The organism is Leclercia sp. Marseille-Q4284, from assembly GCF_916618945.1.
GTDB lineage: Bacteria > Pseudomonadota > Gammaproteobacteria > Enterobacterales > Enterobacteriaceae > Enterobacter > Enterobacter tamurae.
Map to the genome: position 1 here is coordinate 630,353 of NZ_CAKAKG010000002.1, position 24,753 is coordinate 655,105.

The window sequence follows — 24,753 nt, forward strand, 5'->3', positions numbered from 1 at the left end:
TGACCTGAGCTCTTCTCAAGTATAAGGGGTCAAACGTAAGAAAGAGACAGGGCACCCTGTAGGTGCCCTGTTTGTTGTAAGGAAACGTGACCTTAATCTGCGTCGTACCCCAGATTCGGTGCCAGCCAGCGCTCAACTTCAGAAACGCTCATCCCTTTACGCTGAGCATAATCCTCCACCTGATCGCGCTGGATCTGCGCCACAGCATAATACTTGCTGTCAGGATGGCTGAAATACCAGCCGGAGACCGACGCCCCCGGCCACATGGCGAAGGACTCGGTGAGTTTCATCCCGGTATGGGTTTCAACATCCAGCAGCTGCCAGATGGTGCCTTTCTCGGTATGTTCCGGGCAGGCCGGGTAGCCTGGCGCCGGGCGAATGCCCTGGTAGTTCTCGCGGATCAGCTCCTCGTTGCTGAGGTTCTCGTTCGGCGCATAGCCCCAGTGCACTTTACGCACCCGCTCATGCAGGTATTCGGCAAAGGCCTCGGCCAGACGGTCGGCGATCGCTTTAACCATGATTTTGTTGTAATCATCGTGCTGCGCTTCAAAGGCCTCCGCCAGCGCGTCCTCCTCCAGCCCACCGGTGACGGCAAAGGCACCGATGTAGTCCGCTTTGCCGCTCAGCTTCGGCGCGACGAAATCGGCCAGACAATAGTTGGCGAAACCGACCTTCTCGGTCTGTTGACGCAGATGATGGCTGACCGTCAGTACATGGGTGCGGGTTTCATCGCGATAGATTTCGATGTCATCCCCCACGCGGTTGGCCGGGAACAGCCCTACCACGCCGCGCGGGTTGAGGGTTTTCTCAGCGCTGAGCTGATCGAGCAGGTCATTAGCGTCTTTAAACAGGCGCTGGGCCTCTTCACCCACCACCTCATCTTCGAGAATGCGCGGGTATTTTCCGGCCAGCGACCAGGTCATAAAGAACGGCGTCCAGTCGATGTAGTTGCGCAGGGTCTCGATGCTGGCCGTCACCTCCTGCACGCCCAGACGATGGGCAACCGGCGGCGTATAGCTTGACCAGTCAAAGGCCAGGTCGTTGTCGCGTGCCGCGGCCAGGGTAACCGGCGGGGTACGCGGCTTTTTACGTGCGTGCTGGATACGCACCGTTTCGTACTCTTTGCGGGTTCGGGCAACAAAGTCGTCCCGCTGGGTTGCCGACAGCAGCGCCGAAACCACGCCCACCGTGCGCGAGGCGTTCTGCACATACACCGTCGGCCCGCTGTAGTTCTGCTCGATCTTCACTGCGGTGTGCGCTTTCGAGGTAGTCGCGCCGCCAATCAGCAGCGGCAGGGTAAAGCCCTGGCGCTCCATCTCTTTTGCCACGTTGACCATCTCGTCCAGCGACGGGGTGATCAGCCCGGAGAGGCCTATCAGGTCAGCATTCACTTCCCGCGCGGTTTTGAGGATTTTATCCGCCGGAACCATCACGCCCAGATCGATAATCTCGTAGTTATTACACTGCAGCACCACGCCGACGATGTTTTTGCCGATGTCATGCACGTCGCCTTTCACGGTGGCGATCACCATCTTGCCGTTACTGGAGCCTTTCTCTTTGCTGGCTTCGATATAAGGTTCCAGATAGGCCACCGCCTGTTTCATTACGCGGGCGGATTTAACCACCTGCGGCAGGAACATTTTGCCCTCGCCGAACAGATCGCCCACCACGTTCATGCCGTCCATCAGCGGGCCTTCAATCACCTCAATCGGACGCGCGGCCTGCTGGCGGGCCTCTTCGGTATCCAATTCGATAAACTCGGTGATGCCTTTTACCAGCGAATATTCGAGACGCTTTTTCACGTCCCAGGAACGCCACTCCGCCTGCTGCACGTTGGCGCTGTCATCAGCTTTGCTGCCGCGATATTTTTCGGCCAGCTCCAGCATGCGTTCGGTGGCGTCGTCGCGACGGTTGAGGATCACGTCTTCAACGCCATCGCGCAGCTCCGCTGGCAGGTCGTCATAAATCGCCAGCTGACCAGCGTTGACGATCCCCATATCCATCCCGTTACGGATGGCGTAGTAGAGGAACACGGCGTGGATCGCCTCACGCACCGGGTCGTTACCGCGGAACGAGAACGAGACGTTGGAGACACCGCCGGAGATCAGGGCATGCGGCAGCTCGCGTTTGATGTCTTCGCAGGCGCCGATAAAGTCCTGGGCATAGTTGTTGTGCTCTTCAATCCCGGTCGCAACGGCAAAAATGTTCGGGTCAAAGATAATGTCTTCCGGTGGGAAGCCGACCTCTTCGGTCAGAATCTGGTACGCGCGGCGGCAGATCTCAATTTTGCGCTCACGGGTATCGGCTTGGCCGACTTCATCAAAGGCCATCACCACCACGGCGGCACCATAGCGGCGCACCAGTTTGGCGTGATGAATAAAGGGCTCAACCCCCTCTTTCATCGAGATGGAGTTGACGATGCCCTTGCCCTGGATGCACTTCAGGCCTTTCTCGATCACTTCCCATTTTGAGGAGTCGATCATAATTGGCACGCGGGCAATGTCCGGCTCACCGGCAATCAGGTTGAGGAAACGCACCATCGCCGCTTCGGCGTCGAGCATCCCCTCATCCATGTTGATATCGATAATTTGCGCGCCGCTCTCTACCTGCTGGCGGGCAACGTCCAGCGCTTCGCTGTATTTCTCTTCTTTGATCAGGCGCTTGAACTTCGCGGAGCCGGTGACGTTGGTACGTTCCCCGACGTTCACAAACAGGCTGTCATCGCCGATGTTCAGCGGTTCAAGGCCTGCAAGGCGGCAGGCAACCGGCAGCTCGGGCAATTTACGCGGTGGCAGCCCCGCCACGGCGTTGCTCATGGCGGCGATATGCTCTGGCGTGGTACCGCAGCAACCGCCGACAATATTCAGGAACCCGGACTCTGCCCACTCGCGGATCTGCTCCGCCATCGTCGCGGCGTCGAGATCGTATTCACCAAAGGCGTTCGGCAGGCCAGCGTTCGGGTGGGCGGTCACGTAGCAATCAGCGATACGGGACAGCTCCTGCACATACTGGCGCAGTTCGTCCGGCCCCAGCGCGCAGTTCAGGCCGAAGCTCAGGGCATCGGCATGGCGCAGGGAGTTGTAAAACGCCTCGGTGGTCTGCCCGGAAAGGGTACGGCCCGAGGCATCGGTGATGGTGCCGGAGATCATGATCGGCAGGTCCACGCCCAGGGCGTCGAACTCCTCTTTAACCGCATAGATTGCGGCTTTGGCGTTGAGGGTATCGAACACCGTCTCGATCATGATCAGATCGGAACCGCCTTCCACCAGCGCGCGGGTCGACTCGCGGTACGCGGCCACCAGCTGGTCAAAGGTGACATTACGGAACGCCGGATCGTTCACATCCGGTGAGATAGAGGCGGTGCGGTTGGTCGGGCCAAGTACCCCGGCAACGTAGCGCGGTTTCTCTGGCGTGCGGGCCGTCCACTCGTCGGCACAGGCACGCGCCAGTTTGGCCGCCTCGTAGTTGATCTCCGCCGACAGGGATTCCATCTGGTAATCCGCCATGGCGATGGTTGTCGAGTTGAAGGTGTTGGTCTCAACGATATCCGCACCCGCCTCGAAATAGGCGTAATGAATGGCGGCGATAATCTCTGGCTTGCTGAGCACCAGCAGGTCGTTGTTACCTTTCAGATCGCAGGGCCAGTCGGCGAAGCGGTCGCCGCGAAAGTCGTCTTCACTCAGACGATAGCTCTGGATCATGGTGCCCATACCGCCATCCAGCACCAGAATGCGTTCATTTAACTGCGCACGAAGTTGATCTACTTTGCTGCTCACACTTGCTCCCGACAACGCTCAACCAGGCCAAAAGGCCAGCAGACCATACTGGCATAATCTTGCAAAGGGGAAAAGTCACACCGCGGTAACATGAGACATGTTCACTATAACTCCTCCGATCAGTAAGGATAGCGGTTGCAAAACAGCCAAATAAAACGAAAATGATTTCCACGATACAGAAAAAGGAGCCTGTCATGGTTGCCACCGTTCCCGCTAAACGCGGCAGAAAACCTGCCGCCGCAACCGCCCAGCCGGGCGGACAAGTCCAGTCCCTGACGCGGGGCCTTAAACTGCTGGAGTGGATAGCCGAGTCGCACAGCAGCGTGGCGCTCACCGAGCTGGCCCAGCAGGCAGGCCTGCCGAACTCCACTACCCATCGCCTGCTCACCACTATGCAGCAGTTGGGCTTTGTCCGTCAGGTGGGCGAGCTGGGACACTGGTCCGTGGGTGCTCACGCGTTTATCGTCGGCAGCAGCTTTTTGCAGAGCCGAAACCTGCTCGCCATCGTCCATCCGATCCTGCGCAAGCTGATGGAAGATTCCGGGGAGACGGTCAACCTGGCGGTGCTCGACCAGAGCGATCACCAGGCGATTATTATCGACCAGGTGCAGTGCACCCAGCTGATGCGCATGTCTGCGCCGATTGGCGGCAAGCTGCCGATGCACGCCTCCGGGGCAGGAAAAGCGTTCCTCTCCCAGCTCAGCGAGGAGCAGGTCACCGGGCTGCTGCACCGCAAAGGCTTACATGCTTATACCCACGCGACGCTGGTTTCCCCACTGCATCTGAAAGAGGATTTAGCCCTGACGCGCAAGCGCGGCTACTCCTTTGATGATGAAGAGCATGCCCTCGGCCTGCGCTGTCTTGCCGCCTGCATTTATGACGAGCATCGCGAGCCCTTTGCCGCCATCTCCATTTCCGGGCCAATCTCGCGAATGACCGACGATCGCGTGACCGAGTTGGGGGCGCTGGTGATCAAAGCGGCGAAGGAAGTGACGCTGGCGTATGGTGGGATTCGTTAAGTCGTGTATCTGACGCTAAACCGCTGCTTGCGCCGGTAAGCATACACATCTTCCACATGCCCGTTCTGGATGCGCGTCTGCAGGCTCCGCCAGTAGTCAGCGCGAAACAGATCGGCATGCATCTCTTCAAACAGCGCTCCGATGCGCGGGTCGGCGCAGAGCCAGTGCCGAAACTCCTCCGGGAAAACGTCCCCCGGCGAGACGCTATACCACGGCTCGCTGGCGAGCTCATCCTCCGGATAACGCGGGGGCGGGATCTGGCGGAAATTCACTTCCGTCATGTAGCAGATTTCGTCGTAATCGTAGAACACCACCCGCCCGTGCCGGGTGACGCCGAAGTTTTTAAACAGCATATCGCCCGGAAAGATGTTGGCCGCCGCCAGCTGGCGGATAGCGTTGCCATATTCTTCGATGGCATCGTGAAGCGCCTGCCCCTCTACCTGCGCCAGCCAGATATTGAGCGGCACCATCCGCCGTTCGATATAGAGATGGCTGATGGCGATCCGGTCGCCCAGATCGGTAATCTTGCCAGGCGCTTCCTGCAATAGCAGCGCCATCAGTTCCGGCGCAATCTGCCGCTTGTCGAGCACGAAGTTCTCAAACTCCTGGGTATCCGCCATTCGCCCGACGCGATCGTGCTCCTTTACCAGCTGATAGCAGGCGCGCACGTGGGCGGCCGTCATCTCTTTTTGCGGGGCGAATTTATCCTTAATCACCTTAAACACCCGATCAAACCCCGGCAGGGTAAAGACCAGCATCACCATGCCGCGAATGCCCGGCGCCTCGATAAACTGCTCATCAGCACGGTTGATATAGTGCAGATACTCCCGGTAACTCTCGGTTTTGGCGTGTTTCTGGCAGCCTATCGCCATGTACAGTTCGGCGGTGGTTTTACCTGGCAGGATCTCCCGAAGCCACTCTACCAGCGCCCCCGGCAGCGGGGCATACACCATAAAATAGGAGCGGGCGAAGCCGAAAACGATGCTCGCCTCGGCGCTGGTGGTCAGACAGGTATCGACCGCCAGCTCCCCTTCATCGCTGCGGTGAATGGGCAGCAAAAACGGCAGCGTGGCGTCCGGCGTAATCAGCTTACCTACCAGCCAGGCGGCTTTGTTGCGGTAGAAAAGCTCATTAGCGATTTGAAGATGGCAGTTCTGCAGGTTATCGGTCCCGAGCGTTTCCGAGAGATGAGCAATGATATACCCGACATCACGCGGGCGATTTTGCCACGGCAGACGCAGGGGCAGATCGGCTAACACCTTGGTTAACAGCGCCTCCCAGCCGTGATCGGGAAAAAATGCTTTCGCCAGCGGACGCGGCAAAGCACGAAAGCGTTGCTCAGGCTGAGAGCTGAAAATAAAGAGCCGCTCCGGTGACAGGGAACGGTGGTCAAACAGCCGACAATAGACGGAATTGAAAAAGCTTTCCGCAATTTCAAAGCGAGGGTAATCCGGCAGCAGATGGGTGTAATGCTCTTTCACCCGCAGCAAGAATGCGGCATCGGTACTGGTGTGGCCGGTGATGCAGCGTAATTGCTCCACCACCAGGCCAACGTGATGATCGTAAAGATGGATACGCTGCTTCATGGCCTGCTGCACCGCGTGCCAGTCGGCCTGCTCAAAGCGCTGTTGCGCCCCGGACGTCACCTCAAGGAAACGACCATACTGGGCATCAAAGCCCTGCAGGATGGTTTGTGCAATCAGTAATTCCAGGCCACGCGACATTGATTCCCCCTCACCCTAACCCTCTCCCCAGAGGGGAGAGGGGAAAAATATCAGAACTGTGCTTCTTCGGTCGACCCGGTTAGCGCGGTCACGGAGGAGGTGCCGCCCTGAATAATAGTGGTCACTTTATCGAAGTAGCCCGTGCCCACCTCCTGCTGGTGCGAGGCGAAGGTGTAGCCCTGTTTGCTGGCCTCAAATTCCGGCTGTTGGACCTTCTCAACGTAGTGCTTCATGCCTTCACCCTGGGCATAAGCATGCGCCAGGTCGAACATGTTGAACCACATGCTGTGAATACCCGCGAGGGTGATGAACTGGTATTTGTAGCCCATGTCCGACAGCTCCTGCTGGAAGCTGGCGATGGTTTTATCGTCCAGGTTCTTCTGCCAGTTGAAGGACGGGGAGCAGTTATAGGCCAGCAGTTTGCCCGGGTATTTCGCATGGATGGCGTCAGCGAAGCGTTTAGCCAGGGCCAGATCCGGAGTGGAGGTTTCACACCATACCAGGTCCGCATAAGGGGCGTAGGCCAGGCCGCGGCTGATAGCCTGTTCAATGCCGGCATGGGTACGGTAGAAACCTTCGCTGGTGCGCTCCCCGGTAATAAACTGGCTGTCGTAAGGGTCACAATCGGAGGTGATCAGGTCCGCCGCATCGGCATCGGTACGGGCAATCACCAGCGTCGGGACGCCCAGCACGTCAGCGGCCAGACGAGCCGCCACCAGTTTCTGGATCGCTTCCTGAGTCGGGACCAGCACCTTGCCGCCCATGTGTCCGCACTTCTTCACTGAGGCCAGCTGATCTTCAAAATGAACAGCCGCTGCACCGGCCTCGATCATCGATTTCATCAGCTCGAAGGCGTTCAGTACCCCGCCAAAGCCCGCTTCCGCATCGGCAACAATCGGCAAGAAGTAATCCACAAAGCGCGGGTCGTTTGGCTCAATACCGGAGGCCCACTGGATCTGATCCGCACGACGGAAGGTGTTGTTGATGCGCTCCACCACGGCCGGAACGGAGTTTGCCGGGTAGAGGGACTGGTCCGGGTACATGCTGGACGCCAGGTTGGCGTCCGCCGCGACCTGCCAGCCTGAGAGATAGACCGCTTCAATCCCCGCTTTCGCCTGCTGCAAGGCCTGCCCCCCGGTCAGCGCGCCGAGGCTGTTGATGTAGCCCTTTTTCGATTCGCCGTGCAGCAGACGCCACATTTTAGCCGCCCCAAGCTGCGCCAGGGTGCACTCCGGGTTGACCGAGCCGCGTAACTTCACCACTTCCTCTGCGCTATACGGGCGTTCAATGCCTTCCCAGCGCGGTTGAGTCCACTCGTTCTGTAATGCTTCGATTTGTTGGGTACGGGTTTTCATGTGCAGATGCTCCATTATTGTTATGTGGTGAAATCAGGCCAGCAGGCGGTAGCCAGGCAGCGTCAGGAAGTCGATTAAGTCATCTGAGGTAGTGATCTGTTCCATCAGGCGTGCGGTGGCATCGAAGCGACCGCTGCTGAAGCGGTGCTCGCCCAGCTCTTCCTGAATGTTCAGCATCTCTTCCGACAGCATCTGGCGGAACAGGGCTTTAGTCACCGGTTTGCCGTTGCTGAGGGTCTTCTGATGGTGGATCCACTGCCAGATAGAGGTACGTGAGATCTCGGCGGTGGCGGCATCCTCCATCAGACCGTAAATCGGCACACAGCCGTTGCCGGAGATCCATGCCTCGATGTACTGCACCGCCACGCGGATATTGGCGCGCATCCCCTCTTCGGTGCGCTCGCCCTCGCACGGCTCGAGCAGCTGAGCGGCGGTGATAGGCGCATCGTCTTCGCGGGTCACGTGCAGCTGATTTTTGTTATCGCCCAGGATACGGTTGAACACCTCCATGGCGGTATCGGCCAGCCCAGGGTGCGCCACCCAAGTGCCGTCATGGCCGTTGCTGGCTTCCAGCTCTTTGTCGGCCTTCACCTTGTTCAGCACCTGATTGTTACGTTCGCTGTCTTTACTCGGGATAAAGGCCGCCATGCCGCCCATCGCGAAGGCGCCGCGTTTGTGGCAGGTCTTGATCAGCAGACGCGAGTAGGCACTGAGGAATGATTTGTCCATCGTGACCACCTGACGGTCCGGCAGGACGCGATCCGGGTGGTTTTTCAGGGTCTTGATATAGCTAAAGATGTAATCCCAGCGACCACAGTTCAGGCCGACAATATGGTCGCGCAGGGCATGCAGAATTTCATCCATCTGGAACACAGCTGGCAGGGTTTCAATCAACAGGGTGGCTTTGATGGTGCCGCGCGGCAGATCGAAACGATCCTCGGCATAGCTGAAGACCTCACTCCACCAGGCCGCTTCCTGCCAGGCCTGGGTTTTCGGCAGGTAGAAGTAGGGACCGCTGCCTTTGGCCAGCAAGGTCTTATGGTTGTGGAAGAAGTAGAGGGCAAAGTCGAACAGGCTGCCGGGGATCGCTTCCCCGTTCCAGGTAACATGCTTTTCCGGTAAATGCAGGCCGCGCACGCGACAGACCAGTACCGCCGGGTTGGGCTTGAGTTGATAGATTTTGCCGGCTTCATTGGTGTGGCTGATGGTACCGTTCACCGCGTCGCGCAGGTTGATCTGCCCTTCGATCACTTTGCTCCAGTCAGGTGCCAGCGAATCTTCAAAATCGGCCATAAAGACTTTCACATTGGCATTCAGCGCATTGATCACCATTTTGCGCTCTACCGGGCCGGTGATCTCGACGCGTCGGTCCTGCAGATCCTGCGGAATGCCGCGGATCGCCCAGTCACCTTCACGAATGGAATCGGTTTCCGAAATAAAGTCAGGCAGCTTTCCATTATCAATGTCTTGCTGCTGCTGGATACGTGCCGCCAGTAACTTATTGCGTTTTGGCGTGAAGCGGGTCACCAGCTCGGTAAGAAATTCAACGGCATCGGGCGTCAGAACCTGCTGCTCCTGCTCTCCATGCGGTTGGTTAAAGGCCAGTTCATCGATAATGGTTGCCTGTTGATTCATTTTACTGCTCCTCGTCGTTGATCCGAATTCACTTCCCCCACGCGAACGAAGATCGTTGTGTAGTTTTCGTTCAGCAAAATTAAGACTATCTGGATTTATCGTAAAATCAAAAACTATTTCCATTTTTAATTTTAAATGCATGTAATGCTTTGATATTGATAAGTTTAAAAATCATTCACCAGACGGAGGGGATTTCGGAAATAAAAAAGGCACCCGAAGGTGCCTTAACTGGAGAGCTGAAACGCTACAGGACGAGGATCCTCAGAGGATTACTCCAGCGTCGGATTCATGTGGCGCAGATCGTATGGCGTGATCTGGTAGACGTAATAGTTGAGCCAGTTAGTAAACAGCAGATTGCCATGGCTGCGCCAGGTTGCCCGCGGTTTGTTCTGTGGATCGTTTTGCGGGAAATAGTTGTACGGCACGTCCGGGTTCAAACCCGCTTCGACATCACGGAAATATTCACTGGCCAGGGTATCAGGATCATATTCCGGATGGCCGGTGACAAAGGCAATGCGCTTGTCTTTGCTGGCGAACAGGTAGGCATCACCCTCTTCGCTCTCGGCGAGGATCTCCAGATCGGTGTAGTCGCGGATCAGTGCAGCCGGGAAATCGGCATAGCGTGAATGAGGGGCCAGGAAGGAATCATCGAAGCCACGCGTCAGCAATGCATGGGGATGCAGAATATGGTGCTCATAGACGCCCGACAGTTTTTCGCTCCGGGTCTGCTTAGGTATGCCGTAAAGAATATTGAGTGCAGCCTGCACTGCCCAGCAGACAAACAGCGTAGAGGTGACATGATCTTTAGCCCACTCCAGTACCTGTTTGATTTGCGGCCAGTAGGCCACGTCATTGAACTCTACCAGGCCCAGCGGTGCGCCGGTGACAATCAGGCCATCGAAATTCTCGTCGCTGATATCATCGAAGTTACAGTAGAAGTTATTGAGATGCTCTGAAGGCGTGTTGCGGGACTCACGCGCATCAATACGTAGCAGCTGGATATCGACCTGCAGCGGGGAGTTAGAGAGCAAACGGAGGAACTGATTTTCCGTCTCAATCTTCTTTGGCATCAGGTTGAGGATAAGCACCTTCAGAGGACGAATTTCCTGACCTGTAGCGCGCGATGCCTTCATCACAAAGACATTTTCATCACGCAAGAAATTGACGGCTGGTAGCTCGTCCTGCACCCGAATCGGCATAACCTTAAATCCTCAAAGCATACGTATAAACGTTTAGACATCCAGATAGCTGACAATAACCAGGAATCAGGCAAATGTCGAGTCTGCATGTGAAAGGTGAGAAAGTTTCAAGGAAGGGGTTGGGTGCGGCAGGTGTTGCCCGGTGGCGCTACGCTTACCGGGCCTGGAGGGTGTTGCAGGCCGGTAAGGCGCAGACGGCAAAAAACCCCGCACCTTCCGGTACGGGGTTTCTTTAATTGATGCCTGGCAGTTCCCTACTCTCGCATGGGGAGACCCCACACTACCATCGGCGCTACGGCGTTTCACTTCTGAGTTCGGCATGGGGTCAGGTGGGACCACCGCGCTACAGCCGCCAGGCAAATTCTGTTGTTCACCCCGCCCTCAGGCGTGATGAGTAATCTGTAATCAGCTGAAAATCGTCTTCTCAAATCCGCCGAAACAGCTTCGGCGTTGTAAGGTTAAGCCTCACGGTTCATTAGTATCGGTTAGCTCAACGCATCGCTGCGCTTACACACCCGACCTATCAACGTCGTCGTCTTCAACGTTCCTTCAGGACCCTTAAAGGGTCAGGGAGAACTCATCTCGGGGCAAGTTTCGTGCTTAGATGCTTTCAGCACTTATCTTTTCCGCATTTAGCTACCGGGCAGTGCCATTGGCATGACAACCCGAACACCAGTGATGCGTCCACTCCGGTCCTCTCGTACTAGGAGCAGCCCCCCTCAATTCTCCAGCGCCCACGGCAGATAGGGACCGAACTGTCTCACGACGTTCTAAACCCAGCTCGCGTACCACTTTAAACGGCGAACAGCCGTACCCTTGGGACCTACTTCAGCCCCAGGATGTGATGAGCCGACATCGAGGTGCCAAACACCGCCGTCGATATGAACTCTTGGGCGGTATCAGCCTGTTATCCCCGGAGTACCTTTTATCCGTTGAGCGATGGCCCTTCCATACAGAACCACCGGATCACTATGACCTGCTTTCGCACCTGCTCGAGCCGTCACTCTCGCAGTCAAGCTAGCTTATGCCATTGCACTAACCTCCTGATGTCCGACCAGGATTAGCTAACCTTCGTGCTCCTCCGTTACTCTTTAGGAGGAGACCGCCCCAGTCAAACTACCCACCAGACACTGTCCGCAACCCGGATTACGGGTCCACGTTAGAACACCAGCCATTAAAGGGTGGTATTTCAAGGTTGGCTCCACGCAGACTGGCGTCCACGCTTCAAAGCCTCCCACCTATCCTACACATCAAGGACCAGTGTTCAGTGTCAAGCTATAGTAAAGGTTCACGGGGTCTTTCCGTCTTGCCGCGGGTACACTGCATCTTCACAGCGATTTCAATTTCACTGAGTCTCGGGTGGAGACAGCCTGGCCATCATTACGCCATTCGTGCAGGTCGGAACTTACCCGACAAGGAATTTCGCTACCTTAGGACCGTTATAGTTACGGCCGCCGTTTACCGGGGCTTCGATCAAGAGCTTCGCGTTGCCGCTAACCCCATCAATTAACCTTCCGGCACCGGGCAGGCGTCACACCGTATACGTCCACTTTCGTGTTTGCACAGTGCTGTGTTTTTAATAAACAGTTGCAGCCAGCTGGTATCTTCGACTGATTTCAGCTCCACGAGCAAGTCGCTTCACTTACCATCAGCGTGCCTTCTCCCGAAGTTACGGCACCATTTTGCCTCGTTCCTTCACCCGAGTTCTCTCAAGCGCCTTGGTATTCTCTACCTGACCACCTGTGTCGGTTTGGGGTACGATTTGATGTTACCTGATGCTTAGAGGCTTTTCCTGGAAGCAGGGCATTTGTTGCTTCAGCACCGTAGTGCCTCGTCATCACACCTCAGCGTTAGTAAGGTTCCGGATTTACCTGGAACCTCCGCCTACATGCTTAAACCGGGACAACCGTCGCCCGGCCAACATAGCCTTCTCCGTCCCCCCTTCGCAGTAACACCGAGTACAGGAATATTAACCTGTTTCCCATCGACTACGCCTTTCGGCCTCGCCTTAGGGGTCGACTCACCCTGCCCCGATTAACGTTGGACAGGAACCCTTGGTCTTCCGGCGAGCGGGTTTTTCACCCGCTTTATCGTTACTTATGTCAGCATTCGCACTTCTGATACCTCCAGCAGACCTCACAGTCCACCTTCAACGGCTTACAGAACGCTCCCCTACCCAACAACACATAAGCGTCGCTGCCGCAGCTTCGGTGCATGGTTTAGCCCCGTTACATCTTCCGCGCAGGCCGACTCGACCAGTGAGCTATTACGCTTTCTTTAAATGATGGCTGCTTCTAAGCCAACATCCTGGCTGTCTGTGCCTTCCCACATCGTTTCCCACTTAACCATGACTTTGGGACCTTAGCTGGCGGTCTGGGTTGTTTCCCTCTTCACGACGGACGTTAGCACCCGCCGTGTGTCTCCCGTGATAACATTCTCCGGTATTCGCAGTTTGCATCGGGTTGGTAAGCCGGGATGGCCCCCTAGCCGAAACAGTGCTCTACCCCCGGAGATGAGTTCACGAGGCGCTACCTAAATAGCTTTCGGGGAGAACCAGCTATCTCCCGGTTTGATTGGCCTTTCACCCCCAGCCACAAGTCATCCGCTAATTTTTCAACATTAGTCGGTTCGGTCCTCCAGTTAGTGTTACCCAACCTTCAACCTGCCCATGGCTAGATCACCGGGTTTCGGGTCTATACCCTGCAACTTAACGCCCAGTTAAGACTCGGTTTCCCTTCGGCTCCCCTATACGGTTAACCTTGCTACAGAATATAAGTCGCTGACCCATTATACAAAAGGTACGCAGTCACACCACGAAGGTGCTCCCACTGCTTGTACGTACACGGTTTCAGGTTCTTTTTCACTCCCCTCGCCGGGGTTCTTTTCGCCTTTCCCTCACGGTACTGGTTCACTATCGGTCAGTCAGGAGTATTTAGCCTTGGAGGATGGTCCCCCCATATTCAGACAGGATACCACGTGTCCCGCCCTACTCTTCGAGTTCACAGCACATGCATCTTCGTGTACGGGAGTATCACCCTGTACCCTGCGACTTTCCAGACGCTTCCACTGACACACATGCTGATTCAGACTCTGGGCTGCTCCCCGTTCGCTCGCCGCTACTGGGGGAATCTCGGTTGATTTCTTTTCCTCAGGGTACTTAGATGTTTCAGTTCCCCTGGTTCGCTTCGTTAAGCTATGTATTCACTTAACGATAGTGCAACGGATTGCACTGGGTTTCCCCATTCGGAAATCGTCGGCTATAACGGTTCATATCACCTTACCGACGCTTATCGCAGATTAGCACGTCCTTCATCGCCTCTGACTGCCTAGGCATCCACCGTGTACGCTTAGTCGCTTAACCTCACAACCCGAAGCTGTTTCACTTCTGATTGCGAAAATTTGAGAGACTCGAACACACCGCTCATCTGCTCTTATTACGGAGAGCAGACACAGTGTGTCGTTTCAATTTTCAGCTTGATCCAGATTTTTAAAGAGCAAAACTTCGCAGCGCACCTTCGCAGGTACACTCTGAAGTTTTTGTGTTGTCGCAGTAAAGGATGGTGGAGCTATGCGGGATCGAACCGCAGACCTCCTGCGTGCAAGGCAGGCGCTCTCCCAGCTGAGCTATAACCCCATCGTAGTTAAATCTCTTCAAATTTGCGTGGCAAATTTGGTAGGCCTGAGTGGACTTGAACCACCGACCTCACCCTTATCAGGGGTGCGCTCTAACCGCCTGAGCTACAAGCCTGCAGAGATTTTTACTGCTTACTTTTCATCAGACAATCTGTGTGGACACTACAAAGGCAGGTTCTTTAAGGTAAGGAGGTGATCCAACCGCAGGTTCCCCTACGGTTACCTTGTTACGACTTCACCCCAGTCATGAATCACAAAGTGGTAAGCGCCCTCCCGAAGGTTAAGCTACCTACTTCTTTTGCAACCCACTCCCATGGTGTGACGGGCGGTGTGTACAAGGCCCGGGAACGTATTCACCGTAGCATTCTGATCTACGATTACTAGCGATTCCGACTTCATGGAGTCGAGTTGCAGACTCCAATCCGGACTACGACGCACTTTATGAGGTCCGCTTGCTCTCGCGAGGTCGCTTCTCTTTGTATGCGCCATTGTAGCACGTGTGTAGCCCTACTCGTAAGGGCCATGATGACTTGACGTCATCCCCACCTTCCTCCAGTTTATCACTGGCAGTCTCCTTTGAGTTCCCGGCCGGACCGCTGGCAACAAAGGATAAGGGTTGCGCTCGTTGCGGGACTTAACCCAACATTTCACAACACGAGCTGACGACAGCCATGCAGCACCTGTCTCAGAGTTCCCGAAGGCACCAAAGCATCTCTGCTAAGTTCTCTGGATGTCAAGAGTAGGTAAGGTTCTTCGCGTTGCATCGAATTAAACCACATGCTCCACCGCTTGTGCGGGCCCCCGTCAATTCATTTGAGTTTTAACCTTGCGGCCGTACTCCCCAGGCGGTCGACTTAACGCGTTAGCTCCGGAAGCCACTCCTCAAGGGAACAACCTCCAAGTCGACATCGTTTACGGCGTGGACTACCAGGGTATCTAATCCTGTTTGCTCCCCACGCTTTCGCACCTGAGCGTCAGTCTTTGTCCAGGGGGCCGCCTTCGCCACCGGTATTCCTCCAGATCTCTACGCATTTCACCGCTACACCTGGAATTCTACCCCCCTCTACAAGACTCTAGCCTGCCAGTTTCGAATGCAGTTCCCAGGTTGAGCCCGGGGATTTCACATTCGACTTGACAGACCGCCTGCGTGCGCTTTACGCCCAGTAATTCCGATTAACGCTTGCACCCTCCGTATTACCGCGGCTGCTGGCACGGAGTTAGCCGGTGCTTCTTCTGCGAGTAACGTCAATCGATGAGGTTATTAACCTCACCGCCTTCCTCCTCGCTGAAAGTACTTTACAACCCGAAGGCCTTCTTCATACACGCGGCATGGCTGCATCAGGCTTGCGCCCATTGTGCAATATTCCCCACTGCTGCCTCCCGTAGGAGTCTGGACCGTGTCTCAGTTCCAGTGTGGCTGGTCATCCTCTCAGACCAGCTAGGGATCGTCGCCTAGGTGAGCCATTACCCCACCTACTAGCTAATCCCATCTGGGCACATCTGATGGCAAGAGGCCCGAAGGTCCCCCTCTTTGGTCTTGCGACGTTATGCGGTATTAGCTACCGTTTCCAGTAGTTATCCCCCTCCATCAGGCAGTTTCCCAGACATTACTCACCCGTCCGCCACTCGTCACCCGAGAGCAAGCTCTCTGTGCTACCGTTCGACTTGCATGTGTTAGGCCTGCCGCCAGCGTTCAATCTGAGCCATGATCAAACTCTTCAATTTAAGTTTGATGCTCGTGAATTAAACTTCGTAATGAATTACGTATGTTCACTCAGAGACTTTGGTATTCATTTATCGTCTTGCGACGTTAAGAATCCATGTCACTTTGAGTGCCCACACAGATTGTCTGATAAATTGTTAAAGAGCAGTGCAACGCGGCTTTCGCTCACCGTTGCGAGGTGGCGTATATTACGCTTTCCTCTTTCAGAGTCAAGCGTTTATTTTCGCTTTTCTCTTCAACCGACCCGGCTGTTTGTGTGAAGTGATTCACATCTGCCGTGTCGATGGAGGCGCATTATAGGGAGTTCTCCCGGAGCCGCAACCCTTAAATGACAGAAAAATGACTGACTGCTGCATTCCCCAGCAAAACACCGCCTTATACCTGATTACTCACAGACTTATCCACAATGCGACGAAAAAGTGAAAATGTGCGAGCGTTGCGCAAACGTTTTCGTTAAAATGCTGGCGCTAAATAAAGTGGCCCCGCCAGGTGTGTTAGTTGAGTTTTTATGTAGAAAACTCAACTAACGCTCTCTGTAATCGTCAAATCCAGGGGATTTACCATGCAACAACGTCGTCCAGTCCGCCGCGCTCTGCTCAGTGTTTCTGATAAAGCCGGTATCGTCGAATTCGCTCAGGCACTTTCTGTACGTGGTGTGGAGCTGCTGTCCACCGGCGGTACCGCCCGCCTGTTAGCAGAGAAAGGCCTGCCGGTAACCGAAGTGTCCGATTACACCGGTTTCCCGGAAATGATGGATGGACGTGTCAAAACCCTGCACCCGAAAGTTCACGGTGGCATTCTGGGTCGTCGCGGTCAGGATGACGGCATTATGGATCAGCACGGGATCGCGCCAATCGATATGGTTGTCGTTAACCTCTATCCATTCGCCCAGACCGTTGCCCGTGAAGGCTGCTCACTGGAAGACGCCGTAGAGAATATCGATATCGGCGGCCCGACCATGGTGCGCTCCGCTGCCAAAAACCATAAAGATGTCGCCATCGTCGTGAAGAGCAGCGACTACGACGCCATTATTAACGAGATGGATGCCAACGAAGGCTCCCTGAATCTCGAAACCCGCTTTGACCTCGCAATTAAAGCCTTCGAACATACCGCCGCCTACGACAGCATGATTGCCAACTACTTCGGTAGCCTGGTACCTGCCTATCACGGCGAAAGCAGCGAACCATCCGGCCGTTTCTCTCGTACCTTAAACCTGAACTTCATTAAGAAGCAGGATATGCGTTACGGTGAGAACAGCCACCAGCAGGCAGCCTTCTATATAGAAGAAGAGGTAAAAGAAGCCTCTGTTGCAACAGCGCAGCAGGTTCAGGGCAAAGCGCTCTCCTATAACAACATCGCGGACACCGACGCGGCGCTGGAGTGCGTGAAAGAGTTCAGCGAGCCAGCCTGCGTGATCGTCAAGCACGCGAACCCATGCGGCGTGGCGGTCAGCACCTCGATTCTTGATGCTTACGATCGCGCATACAAAACCGACCCGACCTCTGCGTTCGGCGGCATTATCGCCTTCAACCGCGAGCTGGATGCTGAAACCGCTCAGGCAATCATCTCCCGTCAGTTCGTTGAAGTGATTATCGCCCCTTCTGCTACTGAAGAAGCCCTGAAAATCACCGCGGCGAAACAGAACGTGCGCGTGCTGACCTGTGGCCAGTGGGCGGAACGCGTTCCGGGCCTGGACTTCAAACGCGTGAACGGCGGTCTGCTGGTTCAGGATCGTGACCTGGGTATGGTGACAGAAGCCGACCTGCGCGTGGTCACCAAGCGTCAGCCGACTGAACAGGAACTGCGTGATGCGCTGTTCTGCTGGAAAGTGGCGAAGTTCGTGAAATCCAACGCCATCGTCTATGCGAAAGAGAACATGACCATCGGGATAGGCGCAGGCCAGATGAGCCGCGTCTACTCCGCGAAAATTGCCGGTATCAAGGCAGGTGATGAAGGGCTGGAAGTGAAAGGTTCTGCCATGGCCTCTGACGCCTTCTTCCCGTTCCGTGACGGTATCGATGCGGCAGCAGCGGTAGGCATCACCTGTGTGATCCAGCCTGGCGGTTCTATCCGCGATGACGAAGTCATTGCCGCGGCTGACGAACACGACATCGCGATGATCTTCACCGACATGCGTCATTTCCGCCATTAATTCCCGGAGCAGAGAATGAAAGTATTAGTGATTGGTAACGGCGGGCGCGAGCACGCCCTGGCGTGGAAAGCGGCGCAGTCTGCGCAGGTGAAAACCGTCTTCGTGGCCCCGGGTAACGCCGGTACCGCACTGGAGCCCGCCCTGCAGAACGTCGCCATCAGCGTGACCGATATCCCGGCGCTGCTGAGCTTTGCCCAGAACGAGAAGATCGATCTGACCATCGTCGGCCCGGAAGCGCCGCTGGTGATTGGCGTGGTGGATGCCTTCCGTGCTGCGGGCCTGACCATCTTCGGTCCGACCGAAGGTGCCGCCCAGCTGGAAGGCTCTAAAGCCTTCACCAAAGATTTCCTCGCGCGTCACAACATCCCGACCGCGGAATACCAGAACTTCACTGAAGTCGAGCCAGCCCTGGCTTACTTACGTGAAAAAGGCGCCCCGATTGTGATTAAAGCCGACGGTCTGGCTGCTGGTAAAGGCGTGATCGTGGCGATGACCCTCGAAGAAGCCGAAGCCGCGGTTCACGATATGCTGGCGGGTAACGCTTTTGGCGATGCGGGCCACCGTATCGTGATCGAAGAGTTCCTCGACGGGGAAGAGGCGAGCTTTATCGTGATGGTCGACGGCGAGCACGTGCTGCCGATGGCCACCAGCCAGGACCATAAGCGCGTTGGCAATGCGGATACCGGCCCGAATACCGGGGGGATGGGGGCTTACTCCCCTGCGCCGGTGGTGACCGATGAAGTTCACCAGCGCACCATGGACCGCATCATCTGGCCAACCGTGAAAGGCATGGCGGCGGAAGGCAATACCTACACCGGCTTCCTCTATGCAGGCCTGATGATCGACAAGCAGGGCAACCCGAAGGTGATCGAGTTCAACTGCCGCTTTGGCGATCCGGAAACTCAGCCGATCATGCTGCGCATGAAATCCGATCTGGTGGATCTGTGCCTGGCGGCCTGCGAAGGCAAGCTGGACAAGAAAACCTCCGAGTGGGACGAGCGCGCATCGCTGGGCGTGGTAATTGCAGCGGGCGGTTATCCGGGCAACTACAGCACCGGGGACGAAATCCACGGTCTGCCGCTGGAGCAGGTGGAAGGCGCGAAGGTGTTCCATGCCGGCACGACGCTGTCTGATGATGATCGCGTGCTGACCAACGGGGGCCGCGTCCTGTGCGCCACCGCGCTGGGTCATACCGTCGCAGAAGCACAGCAGCGTGCCTATGCCCTGATGGCGGACATTCACTGGAACGGCAGCTTCAGCCGTAGCGATATTGGTTATCGTGCGATTGCGCGGGAGCAAGGGGAGTAACGGAGCCGTCTGTTTCCCTTCACCCTAACCCTCTCCTTCAAAGGAGAGGGGATTTAAAAACTCTTCTCGGTTGGCTGCCAGGTACAGAAATCTTCGTTCGCTACCAGCAGCAGCTGTGATCCTTCCGGCGCTTCCAGCCACGCGACGCTCACTTCCATGGAGGAGTGGCTCTGACGGCGTCCGATATGTTCCGTCGCCCAGCTATCAAGATCCGGTTTCAGGGTCTGGCCTTCGCAGGTAGTCACAGTGCCATCGGCATGCCAGCGCCCCTGATGCAGCACTACCCGCCCCTGTCGCAGCGCGTCACTGGTCTGACGAACCTGGTCAGCACGGTAGCGGTAGAGGTCAATTTGGTCGGTTGAGAGTTGCTGCTTATGACCGCCGATTTCGCGCTGCATAAAGCTCAGCTCACCGTGGTCGTCAAAACGCACCCGCACATGCTCGGGCACCTTACTGTAGATATTCACGTCGATAAGGGTAAGGGTATCACCCTGCCAGCTGTACTCGCTGGTCGTGGTACTGCCGCTGTGCCAGGGACTAAAGGCGGAGAGCAGATGGACTTCATCGTCGGTGTCTTTACGCCAGATACGTACCGCACCCTGATTGTCAGCGTAACCGCTGGCAGTAAAAGGCGGCAGAGAGGCGTCATGGCTGCAGGCCGACAGCAAAAGTATGCCTGCCAGCGCCATTGCCTGGCGCCAGACAGACAAAAGGGGCGAAACCGCCCCCTCGATAAAACTGTTCACTGCTACGCGGCTTACTTAACTGCGTCTTTCAGTGCTTTGCCAGATACAAATGCTGGCACGTTAGCTGCAGCGATTTTGATCTCGTTACCGGTCTGCGGGTTGCGGCCAGTACGCTCAGCGCGGTGGTTCACTTTGAAGGTACCGAAACCTACCAGTTGTACAGCATCGCCTTCTTTCAGAGACTCAGTAATAGCAGCCAGGGTGGATTCCAGAGCAGCTTTAGCCTGCACTTTAGACAGATCAGCCTTGTCCGCAATTACATCAATCAGTTGAGTCTTGTTCATAAGTTATCCTTTCAATGTGTTTATCGCTTGCTAAGCATCGAGTGCGACGAAAATGCCAAAAAAGCACTCTCCTGCATACACGCACCGATAGCCACTTTTTTTCGCCCCCCAAATGTAGACCAGACGGGGGGCAGAAGGGAAGAGTACAGGTATGACAAAACAGGCGTAAAATCACGTTTTATTGTTTCACTGGTGAAGATTTATACCAATGTTACTCTCGCCAGCCTCACGCAAGTCTGCACGCAGACCTTTGATCAGCTCGATATCGCGTTCTTCGCACTCTGCCAGCAAACGGAATATTTCCCACTGAATGTCCCATTCCTGCTCAACAGCCGGGTTTAAACGGAGCTCTTCATCGGTCATTTCCCGACCTTCCTGGGTCATCTCCAGCATCGCCACTGACGTAATTGAAGCCTTACTGACTTCGATGGCATGCTCGAGCGTTTCGCCACTCAGGCGCGAGTGAATCAGTTCACTTAATGCCACGCAGGCATCAATCGCCGGATAGACGCCATAGACATCATAGTCATCAGCCGCCGGGATCGCCTCTTCCAGCTTATCGAGCTGAGAATCGAAGTTCACCTTCGCATCTTTGACCGTCAGCGTCTCCCACACCAGATCGAGAATACGGCGATACAGCTGGCCGTCACCAAATTCGGTCTGCTTGCAGAACATGGCGTAGTTCGGATACATGCGTTCGCACAGACAGGCCATAAAGGTGACATGCTGCCAGCTTTCCAGCTTCTCGAGGCGCAGGTGAATCGGGTTTTGTAACATGATGAAGTCTCGAATCGAAAATTAGCCGCAGTTTACCTGAATCAGCGCTGAATTTCCTGCCATCGAACAAAAGCCGGACGCCCGGAAGCCACTGCATCGGCCCAGCGGGTCGGCTCGGGTAATCGATAGCCTTTCATACAGCGCTGCACCCACGCCAGGGCGGTGTCAGTACTGACTCGATGACCGGTAGCGATGAACAGCGGATTACAGCGCGCCTTGCTGCGCCAGACCCAGGCCAGCTGCTCGCCTTTGTCCATCAAGGGTGCCAGCGCGCCGGGTTCGGCCGACAGGGGTTCAAACTTGCCGCAGAGGCGCTTTTTCGCCACCCCGATGGTCGGGACATCTACCAGCATGCCGAAATGGCTGGCGACGCCGAGACGGCGCGGATGGGAGATCCCGTGGCCATCTACGAACAGCAGATCGGGTCTTCGGGAAAGCTGATCCCACGCCGCCAGCAGCGCGGGATATTCACGAAAAGAGAGGAAGCCGGGGATATAGGGCATGGTGGTGGCAATGCGCGCCACCTGGTACTCCACCAGCTCCAGTCCGGGCCAGGTCAGGAGCACTATCGCCGCCCGCGTCACCTCTCCACCCTGCTCAAACCCGACATCCGCCCCGGCAATCAGCGCGGGTGGGTCTTTATCCAGCCGGTCTTCACGGGAGACCGACGCAGCCAGTTTAAGTTGTTGAGCGCGAAGTGATGCAAGATCCATAACGACTCCTTAGAGGTGATACTGGGCAGAAAGTCGGTGCACCGCCTCCACAAACACGCCTGCATGTTCTGGCGGTACATCCTGATGAATACCGTGCCCCAGGTTAAACACATGGCCCTCGCCCTGACCGAAGCCCGCCAGAATGGTCGCGACTTCTTCTTCAATACGGGCGGCCGGAGCATACAGCATAGACGGATCCATGTTGCCCTGCAGGGCGACTTTGTCTCCTACGCGGCGGCGAGCATCGGCAATATCGGTGGTCCAGTCGAGGCCCAGCGCATCACAACCGGTTGCTGCCAGGGCTTCCAGCCACTGACCACCGCCTTTGGTGAACAGGGTTACCGGCACGCGACGGCCTTCGTTTTCACGCAGCAGGCCATCGACGATTTTATGCATGTAGTAGAGCGAGAATTGCTGATAATCGCGACCCGTCAGCACGCCACCCCAGGTATCGAAGATCATCACCGACTGGGCGCCCGCTTTGATCTGCGCGTTCAGGTACAGGGTGACGCTTTTCGCCAGCTTATCCAGCAGGGCATGCAGCGCCAGCGGATCGGCATACATCATATTCTTGATGACGGTAAAGGCTTTGCTGCTGCCGCCTTCGATCATGTAGGTCGCCAGCGTCCACGGGCTGCCGGAGAAGCCGATTAGCGGCACCTCGCCTTTCAGCTCGCGACGAATGGTACGCACCGCATTCATCACATAACCGAGCTCCTGCTCCGGGTCCGGGATCGGCAGATTGTCGATATCCGCTTTGCTCTTAATCGGCGAGCTAAAGCGCGGGCCTTCGCCGGTCTCAAAGTACAGGCCCAGCCCCATGGCGTCCGGGATGGTCAGGATGTCAGAGAAGAGGATCGCCGCGTCCAGCGGATAACGGCGCAGCGGCTGAAGCGTCACTTCGCAGGCCAGCTCCGCATTTTTACACAGCGACATAAAATCGCCCGCCTGCGCGCGCGTGGCTTTGTACTCCGGCAAATAGCGGCCCGCCTGGCGCATCATCCATACCGGGGTGATATCAACGGGTTGGCGCAGCAGCGCACGCAGATAACGATCGTTCTTCAGTTCGGTCATTTTTGCAGTTCCTTAAGCGTCTTATCTCCAGTGTAACATGTCTCACACATCATCAGCCCGACACATTGCCACCGTATCTTCTATCAGCCGGCGCGCCACGGTACCCGGCGGTGGCAGCAGCGGCAAATCGTCGTAGCGATACCAGTCGGCGGACAGCAACTCTTTCGGGTCGATGACGATCTCGCCGCTGTCGTACTCGGCCATAAAGGCGGTCATCAGCGATTGCGGGAACGGCCACGGCTGGGAGGTGACATAGCGCAGGTTCTTCACCTTGATGCCGCTCTCCTCCATCACTTCCCGCGCCACGGCCTGCTCGAGGGTTTCGCCCACTTCGACAAACCCGGCCAGCACGGTATGTACCCCATTGCGGTGACGAGTGTGTTGCGCCAGCAGGATAGCGTCATCCCGGCGGATGGCGACAATGATGCACGGGGCGATTTGCGGGTAATAGCGTTCCCGGCAGTGGCTGCAGAGCATCGCCCACTCGGTTTTGCTCGGGTGCATGGTGTGGCCGCAGTAGCCACAGAATTTATGCGAGCGATAAAACTCGGCCAACTGCACAGCACGACCCGCCAGCTGGAACAGGCCAACCTCGAGATCGAGCACCTGGCGCACCGATCCCATATCGTGACGGCGATTTTGTTGGATCAACCACACAGAATCGCCTTTCCACTCACCAATATTTAGTGCGTGTTGCCCCGCAAGATCGAAATTATTTGCTTCGCCATAGGGTAATTCACCACCGGGCAACCATAATTTTTGTTCATGGCTGACTAACCACCAGCCGCGATCCGATTTTTCAATTATACGATCCATATCTATTGCACTACCTTTGCTTCACAGGCATGTTGGTAACATTACTATTACATTTTGGGTGGGCAGCTTTTAATCTTAACCTTGCGGAGTCAAACATGCTAAACCAGCTAGAAAACCTGACAGAGCGCGTTGGCGGAAGTAACAAACTGGTCGATCGCTGGCTGCACGTGCGTAAACATCTGCTTGTTGCCTATTACAATCTCGTTGGCATTAAGCCTGGCAAAGAATCTTATATGCGCCTCAACGAAAAAGCGCTGGACGATTTTTGTCAGAGTCTGGTCGATTACCTTTCTAACGGGCATTTCAATATTTATGAGCGCATTATCCGTGACCTGGAAGGTGATAGCCCGCAGTTAGCCGCCACCAGACTCTACCCCCTGCTGGAAGCCAATACTCAGCAAATCATGGATTACTACGACTCCACGCTCGAAAACGCCATCGATCAGGATAACTATCTCGAATTCCAGCAGGCGCTCTCCGATATCGGCGAGGCGCTGGAGCAACGCTTCACCCTGGAAGACAACCTGATCGCCCTTGCGCTGGATCACAATCTGAAAGTGAGTAACGAAGATAACGTCGCCCGACCGGCTTGAGTTATTTCTCGTTAACGCGTAGTTTACATTCACTGCTCCCGCTGTAGGGGAGCATATTCTTGTCGGAGTGCCCAGTGCGAAAGCCGGGCTGAGACCGTTAATTCGGGATCCGCGGAACCTGATCAGGTTAAGACCTGCGAAGGGAACAAGAGTCAATTTATTGTATCGCCCAAGGGCGATCCTCTCTTGCTTCATCCGTCGTCTGACAAGCCACTTCCTGAACTTA

15 protein-coding genes, 2 tRNA genes, 3 rRNA genes and 1 riboswitch are annotated in these 24,753 nt (G+C 55.9%); of the genes, 4 read left to right on the forward strand and 16 right to left on the reverse strand.

Annotated elements, in window-relative coordinates:
• Positions 1-92: 92 nt before the first annotated feature.
• A complete protein-coding gene (gene metH, locus LG383_RS17735; RefSeq protein ID WP_225759810.1) occupies positions 93-3,776 on the reverse strand; it encodes a methionine synthase in 3,684 nt (1,227 codons plus the stop codon).
• Positions 3,777-3,970: 194 nt separating this feature from the next.
• Here metH and iclR point away from each other — a divergent pair, with 194 nt between their 5' ends.
• Entirely contained in the window at positions 3,971-4,795 is an 825-nt protein-coding gene (gene iclR, locus LG383_RS17740; protein WP_146145521.1) for a glyoxylate bypass operon transcriptional repressor IclR, read from the forward strand.
• On the opposite strand, the gene aceK is transcribed toward iclR, so the two are convergent.
• From aceK to LG383_RS17785, 9 genes are all read right to left on the reverse strand, one after another.
• Positions 4,792-6,519: a bifunctional isocitrate dehydrogenase kinase/phosphatase gene (gene aceK / locus LG383_RS17745; RefSeq protein ID WP_225759811.1), complete on the reverse strand. Its 1,728-nt coding sequence runs from the start codon at positions 6,517-6,519 to the stop codon at positions 4,792-4,794. The genes iclR and aceK overlap by 4 nt on opposite strands.
• Before the next feature lie 50 nt (positions 6,520-6,569).
• Complete coding sequence (gene aceA, locus LG383_RS17750) at positions 6,570-7,874, reverse strand: isocitrate lyase (RefSeq protein ID WP_225759812.1); 1,305 nt, start codon at positions 7,872-7,874, stop codon at positions 6,570-6,572.
• Between the two features lie 33 nt (positions 7,875-7,907).
• Positions 7,908-9,509 carry a malate synthase A gene (aceB, locus tag LG383_RS17755; protein ID WP_225759813.1) on the reverse strand — a complete coding sequence of 534 codons (1,602 nt, stop codon included), beginning with the start codon at positions 9,507-9,509 and terminating at the stop codon, positions 7,908-7,910.
• 269 nt (positions 9,510-9,778) lie between these two features.
• On the reverse strand, positions 9,779-10,708 hold the full coding sequence (gene metA, locus LG383_RS17760) for a homoserine O-succinyltransferase (RefSeq protein WP_225759814.1): 930 nt from the start codon (positions 10,706-10,708) through the stop codon (positions 9,779-9,781).
• A 241-nt stretch (positions 10,709-10,949) separates the two neighbouring features.
• Positions 10,950-11,065, reverse strand: a 5S ribosomal RNA gene (gene rrf / locus LG383_RS17765).
• Positions 11,066-11,162: 97 nt separating this feature from the next.
• Positions 11,163-14,069, reverse strand: a 23S ribosomal RNA gene (locus LG383_RS17770).
• Between the two features lie 197 nt (positions 14,070-14,266).
• Positions 14,267-14,342: transfer RNA gene (locus LG383_RS17775), tRNA-Ala, on the reverse strand.
• A gap of 37 nt (positions 14,343-14,379) precedes the next feature.
• Positions 14,380-14,456 (reverse strand) — tRNA-Ile (locus LG383_RS17780).
• A gap of 70 nt (positions 14,457-14,526) precedes the next feature.
• A 16S ribosomal RNA gene (locus LG383_RS17785) occupies positions 14,527-16,066 on the reverse strand.
• The 16S, 23S and 5S rRNA genes sit together here with 2 tRNA genes alongside, the layout of an rRNA operon.
• Before the next feature lie 560 nt (positions 16,067-16,626).
• Between LG383_RS17785 and purH the strand changes: the two genes are divergently transcribed.
• Both purH and purD read left to right on the forward strand, forming a co-directional pair.
• Positions 16,627-18,216 carry a bifunctional phosphoribosylaminoimidazolecarboxamide formyltransferase/IMP cyclohydrolase gene (gene purH, locus LG383_RS17790; RefSeq protein WP_225759815.1) on the forward strand — a complete coding sequence of 530 codons (1,590 nt, stop codon included), beginning with the start codon at positions 16,627-16,629 and terminating at the stop codon, positions 18,214-18,216.
• A gap of 15 nt (positions 18,217-18,231) precedes the next feature.
• Positions 18,232-19,524 (forward strand): phosphoribosylamine--glycine ligase, encoded by a 1,293-nt coding sequence (purD, locus tag LG383_RS17795; RefSeq protein WP_225759816.1) that lies wholly within the window; start codon positions 18,232-18,234, stop codon positions 19,522-19,524.
• Between the two features lie 53 nt (positions 19,525-19,577).
• On the opposite strand, the gene LG383_RS17800 is transcribed toward purD, so the two are convergent.
• The 6 genes from LG383_RS17800 to nudC all read right to left on the reverse strand — a co-directional run bounded on the left by LG383_RS17800 (position 19,578) and on the right by nudC (position 23,934).
• Entirely contained in the window at positions 19,578-20,270 is a 693-nt protein-coding gene (locus LG383_RS17800) for a DUF1481 domain-containing protein (protein ID WP_106996059.1), read from the reverse strand.
• Positions 20,271-20,281: 11 nt separating this feature from the next.
• The gene (hupA, locus tag LG383_RS17805; protein WP_032615913.1) at positions 20,282-20,554 is read right to left on the reverse strand and encodes a nucleoid-associated protein HU-alpha; all 273 of its coding nucleotides are present in this window, start codon (positions 20,552-20,554) and stop codon (positions 20,282-20,284) included.
• 186 nt (positions 20,555-20,740) lie between these two features.
• Positions 20,741-21,331: a YjaG family protein gene (locus LG383_RS17810; protein ID WP_106996058.1), complete on the reverse strand. Its 591-nt coding sequence runs from the start codon at positions 21,329-21,331 to the stop codon at positions 20,741-20,743.
• A gap of 41 nt (positions 21,332-21,372) precedes the next feature.
• On the reverse strand, positions 21,373-22,044 hold the full coding sequence (nfi, locus tag LG383_RS17815) for a deoxyribonuclease V (RefSeq protein ID WP_106996057.1): 672 nt from the start codon (positions 22,042-22,044) through the stop codon (positions 21,373-21,375).
• Positions 22,045-22,053: 9 nt separating this feature from the next.
• Positions 22,054-23,118 carry a uroporphyrinogen decarboxylase gene (gene hemE / locus LG383_RS17820; protein ID WP_225759817.1) on the reverse strand — a complete coding sequence of 355 codons (1,065 nt, stop codon included), beginning with the start codon at positions 23,116-23,118 and terminating at the stop codon, positions 22,054-22,056.
• Between the two features lie 42 nt (positions 23,119-23,160).
• Positions 23,161-23,934: an NAD(+) diphosphatase gene (gene nudC, locus LG383_RS17825; protein ID WP_225759818.1), complete on the reverse strand. Its 774-nt coding sequence runs from the start codon at positions 23,932-23,934 to the stop codon at positions 23,161-23,163.
• Positions 23,935-24,029: 95 nt separating this feature from the next.
• Between nudC and rsd the strand changes: the two genes are divergently transcribed.
• Positions 24,030-24,527: a sigma D regulator gene (rsd, locus tag LG383_RS17830; protein WP_225759819.1), complete on the forward strand. Its 498-nt coding sequence runs from the start codon at positions 24,030-24,032 to the stop codon at positions 24,525-24,527.
• Positions 24,528-24,580: 53 nt separating this feature from the next.
• Positions 24,581-24,689: riboswitch (TPP riboswitch) on the forward strand.
• Positions 24,690-24,753: the final 64 nt, after the last annotated feature.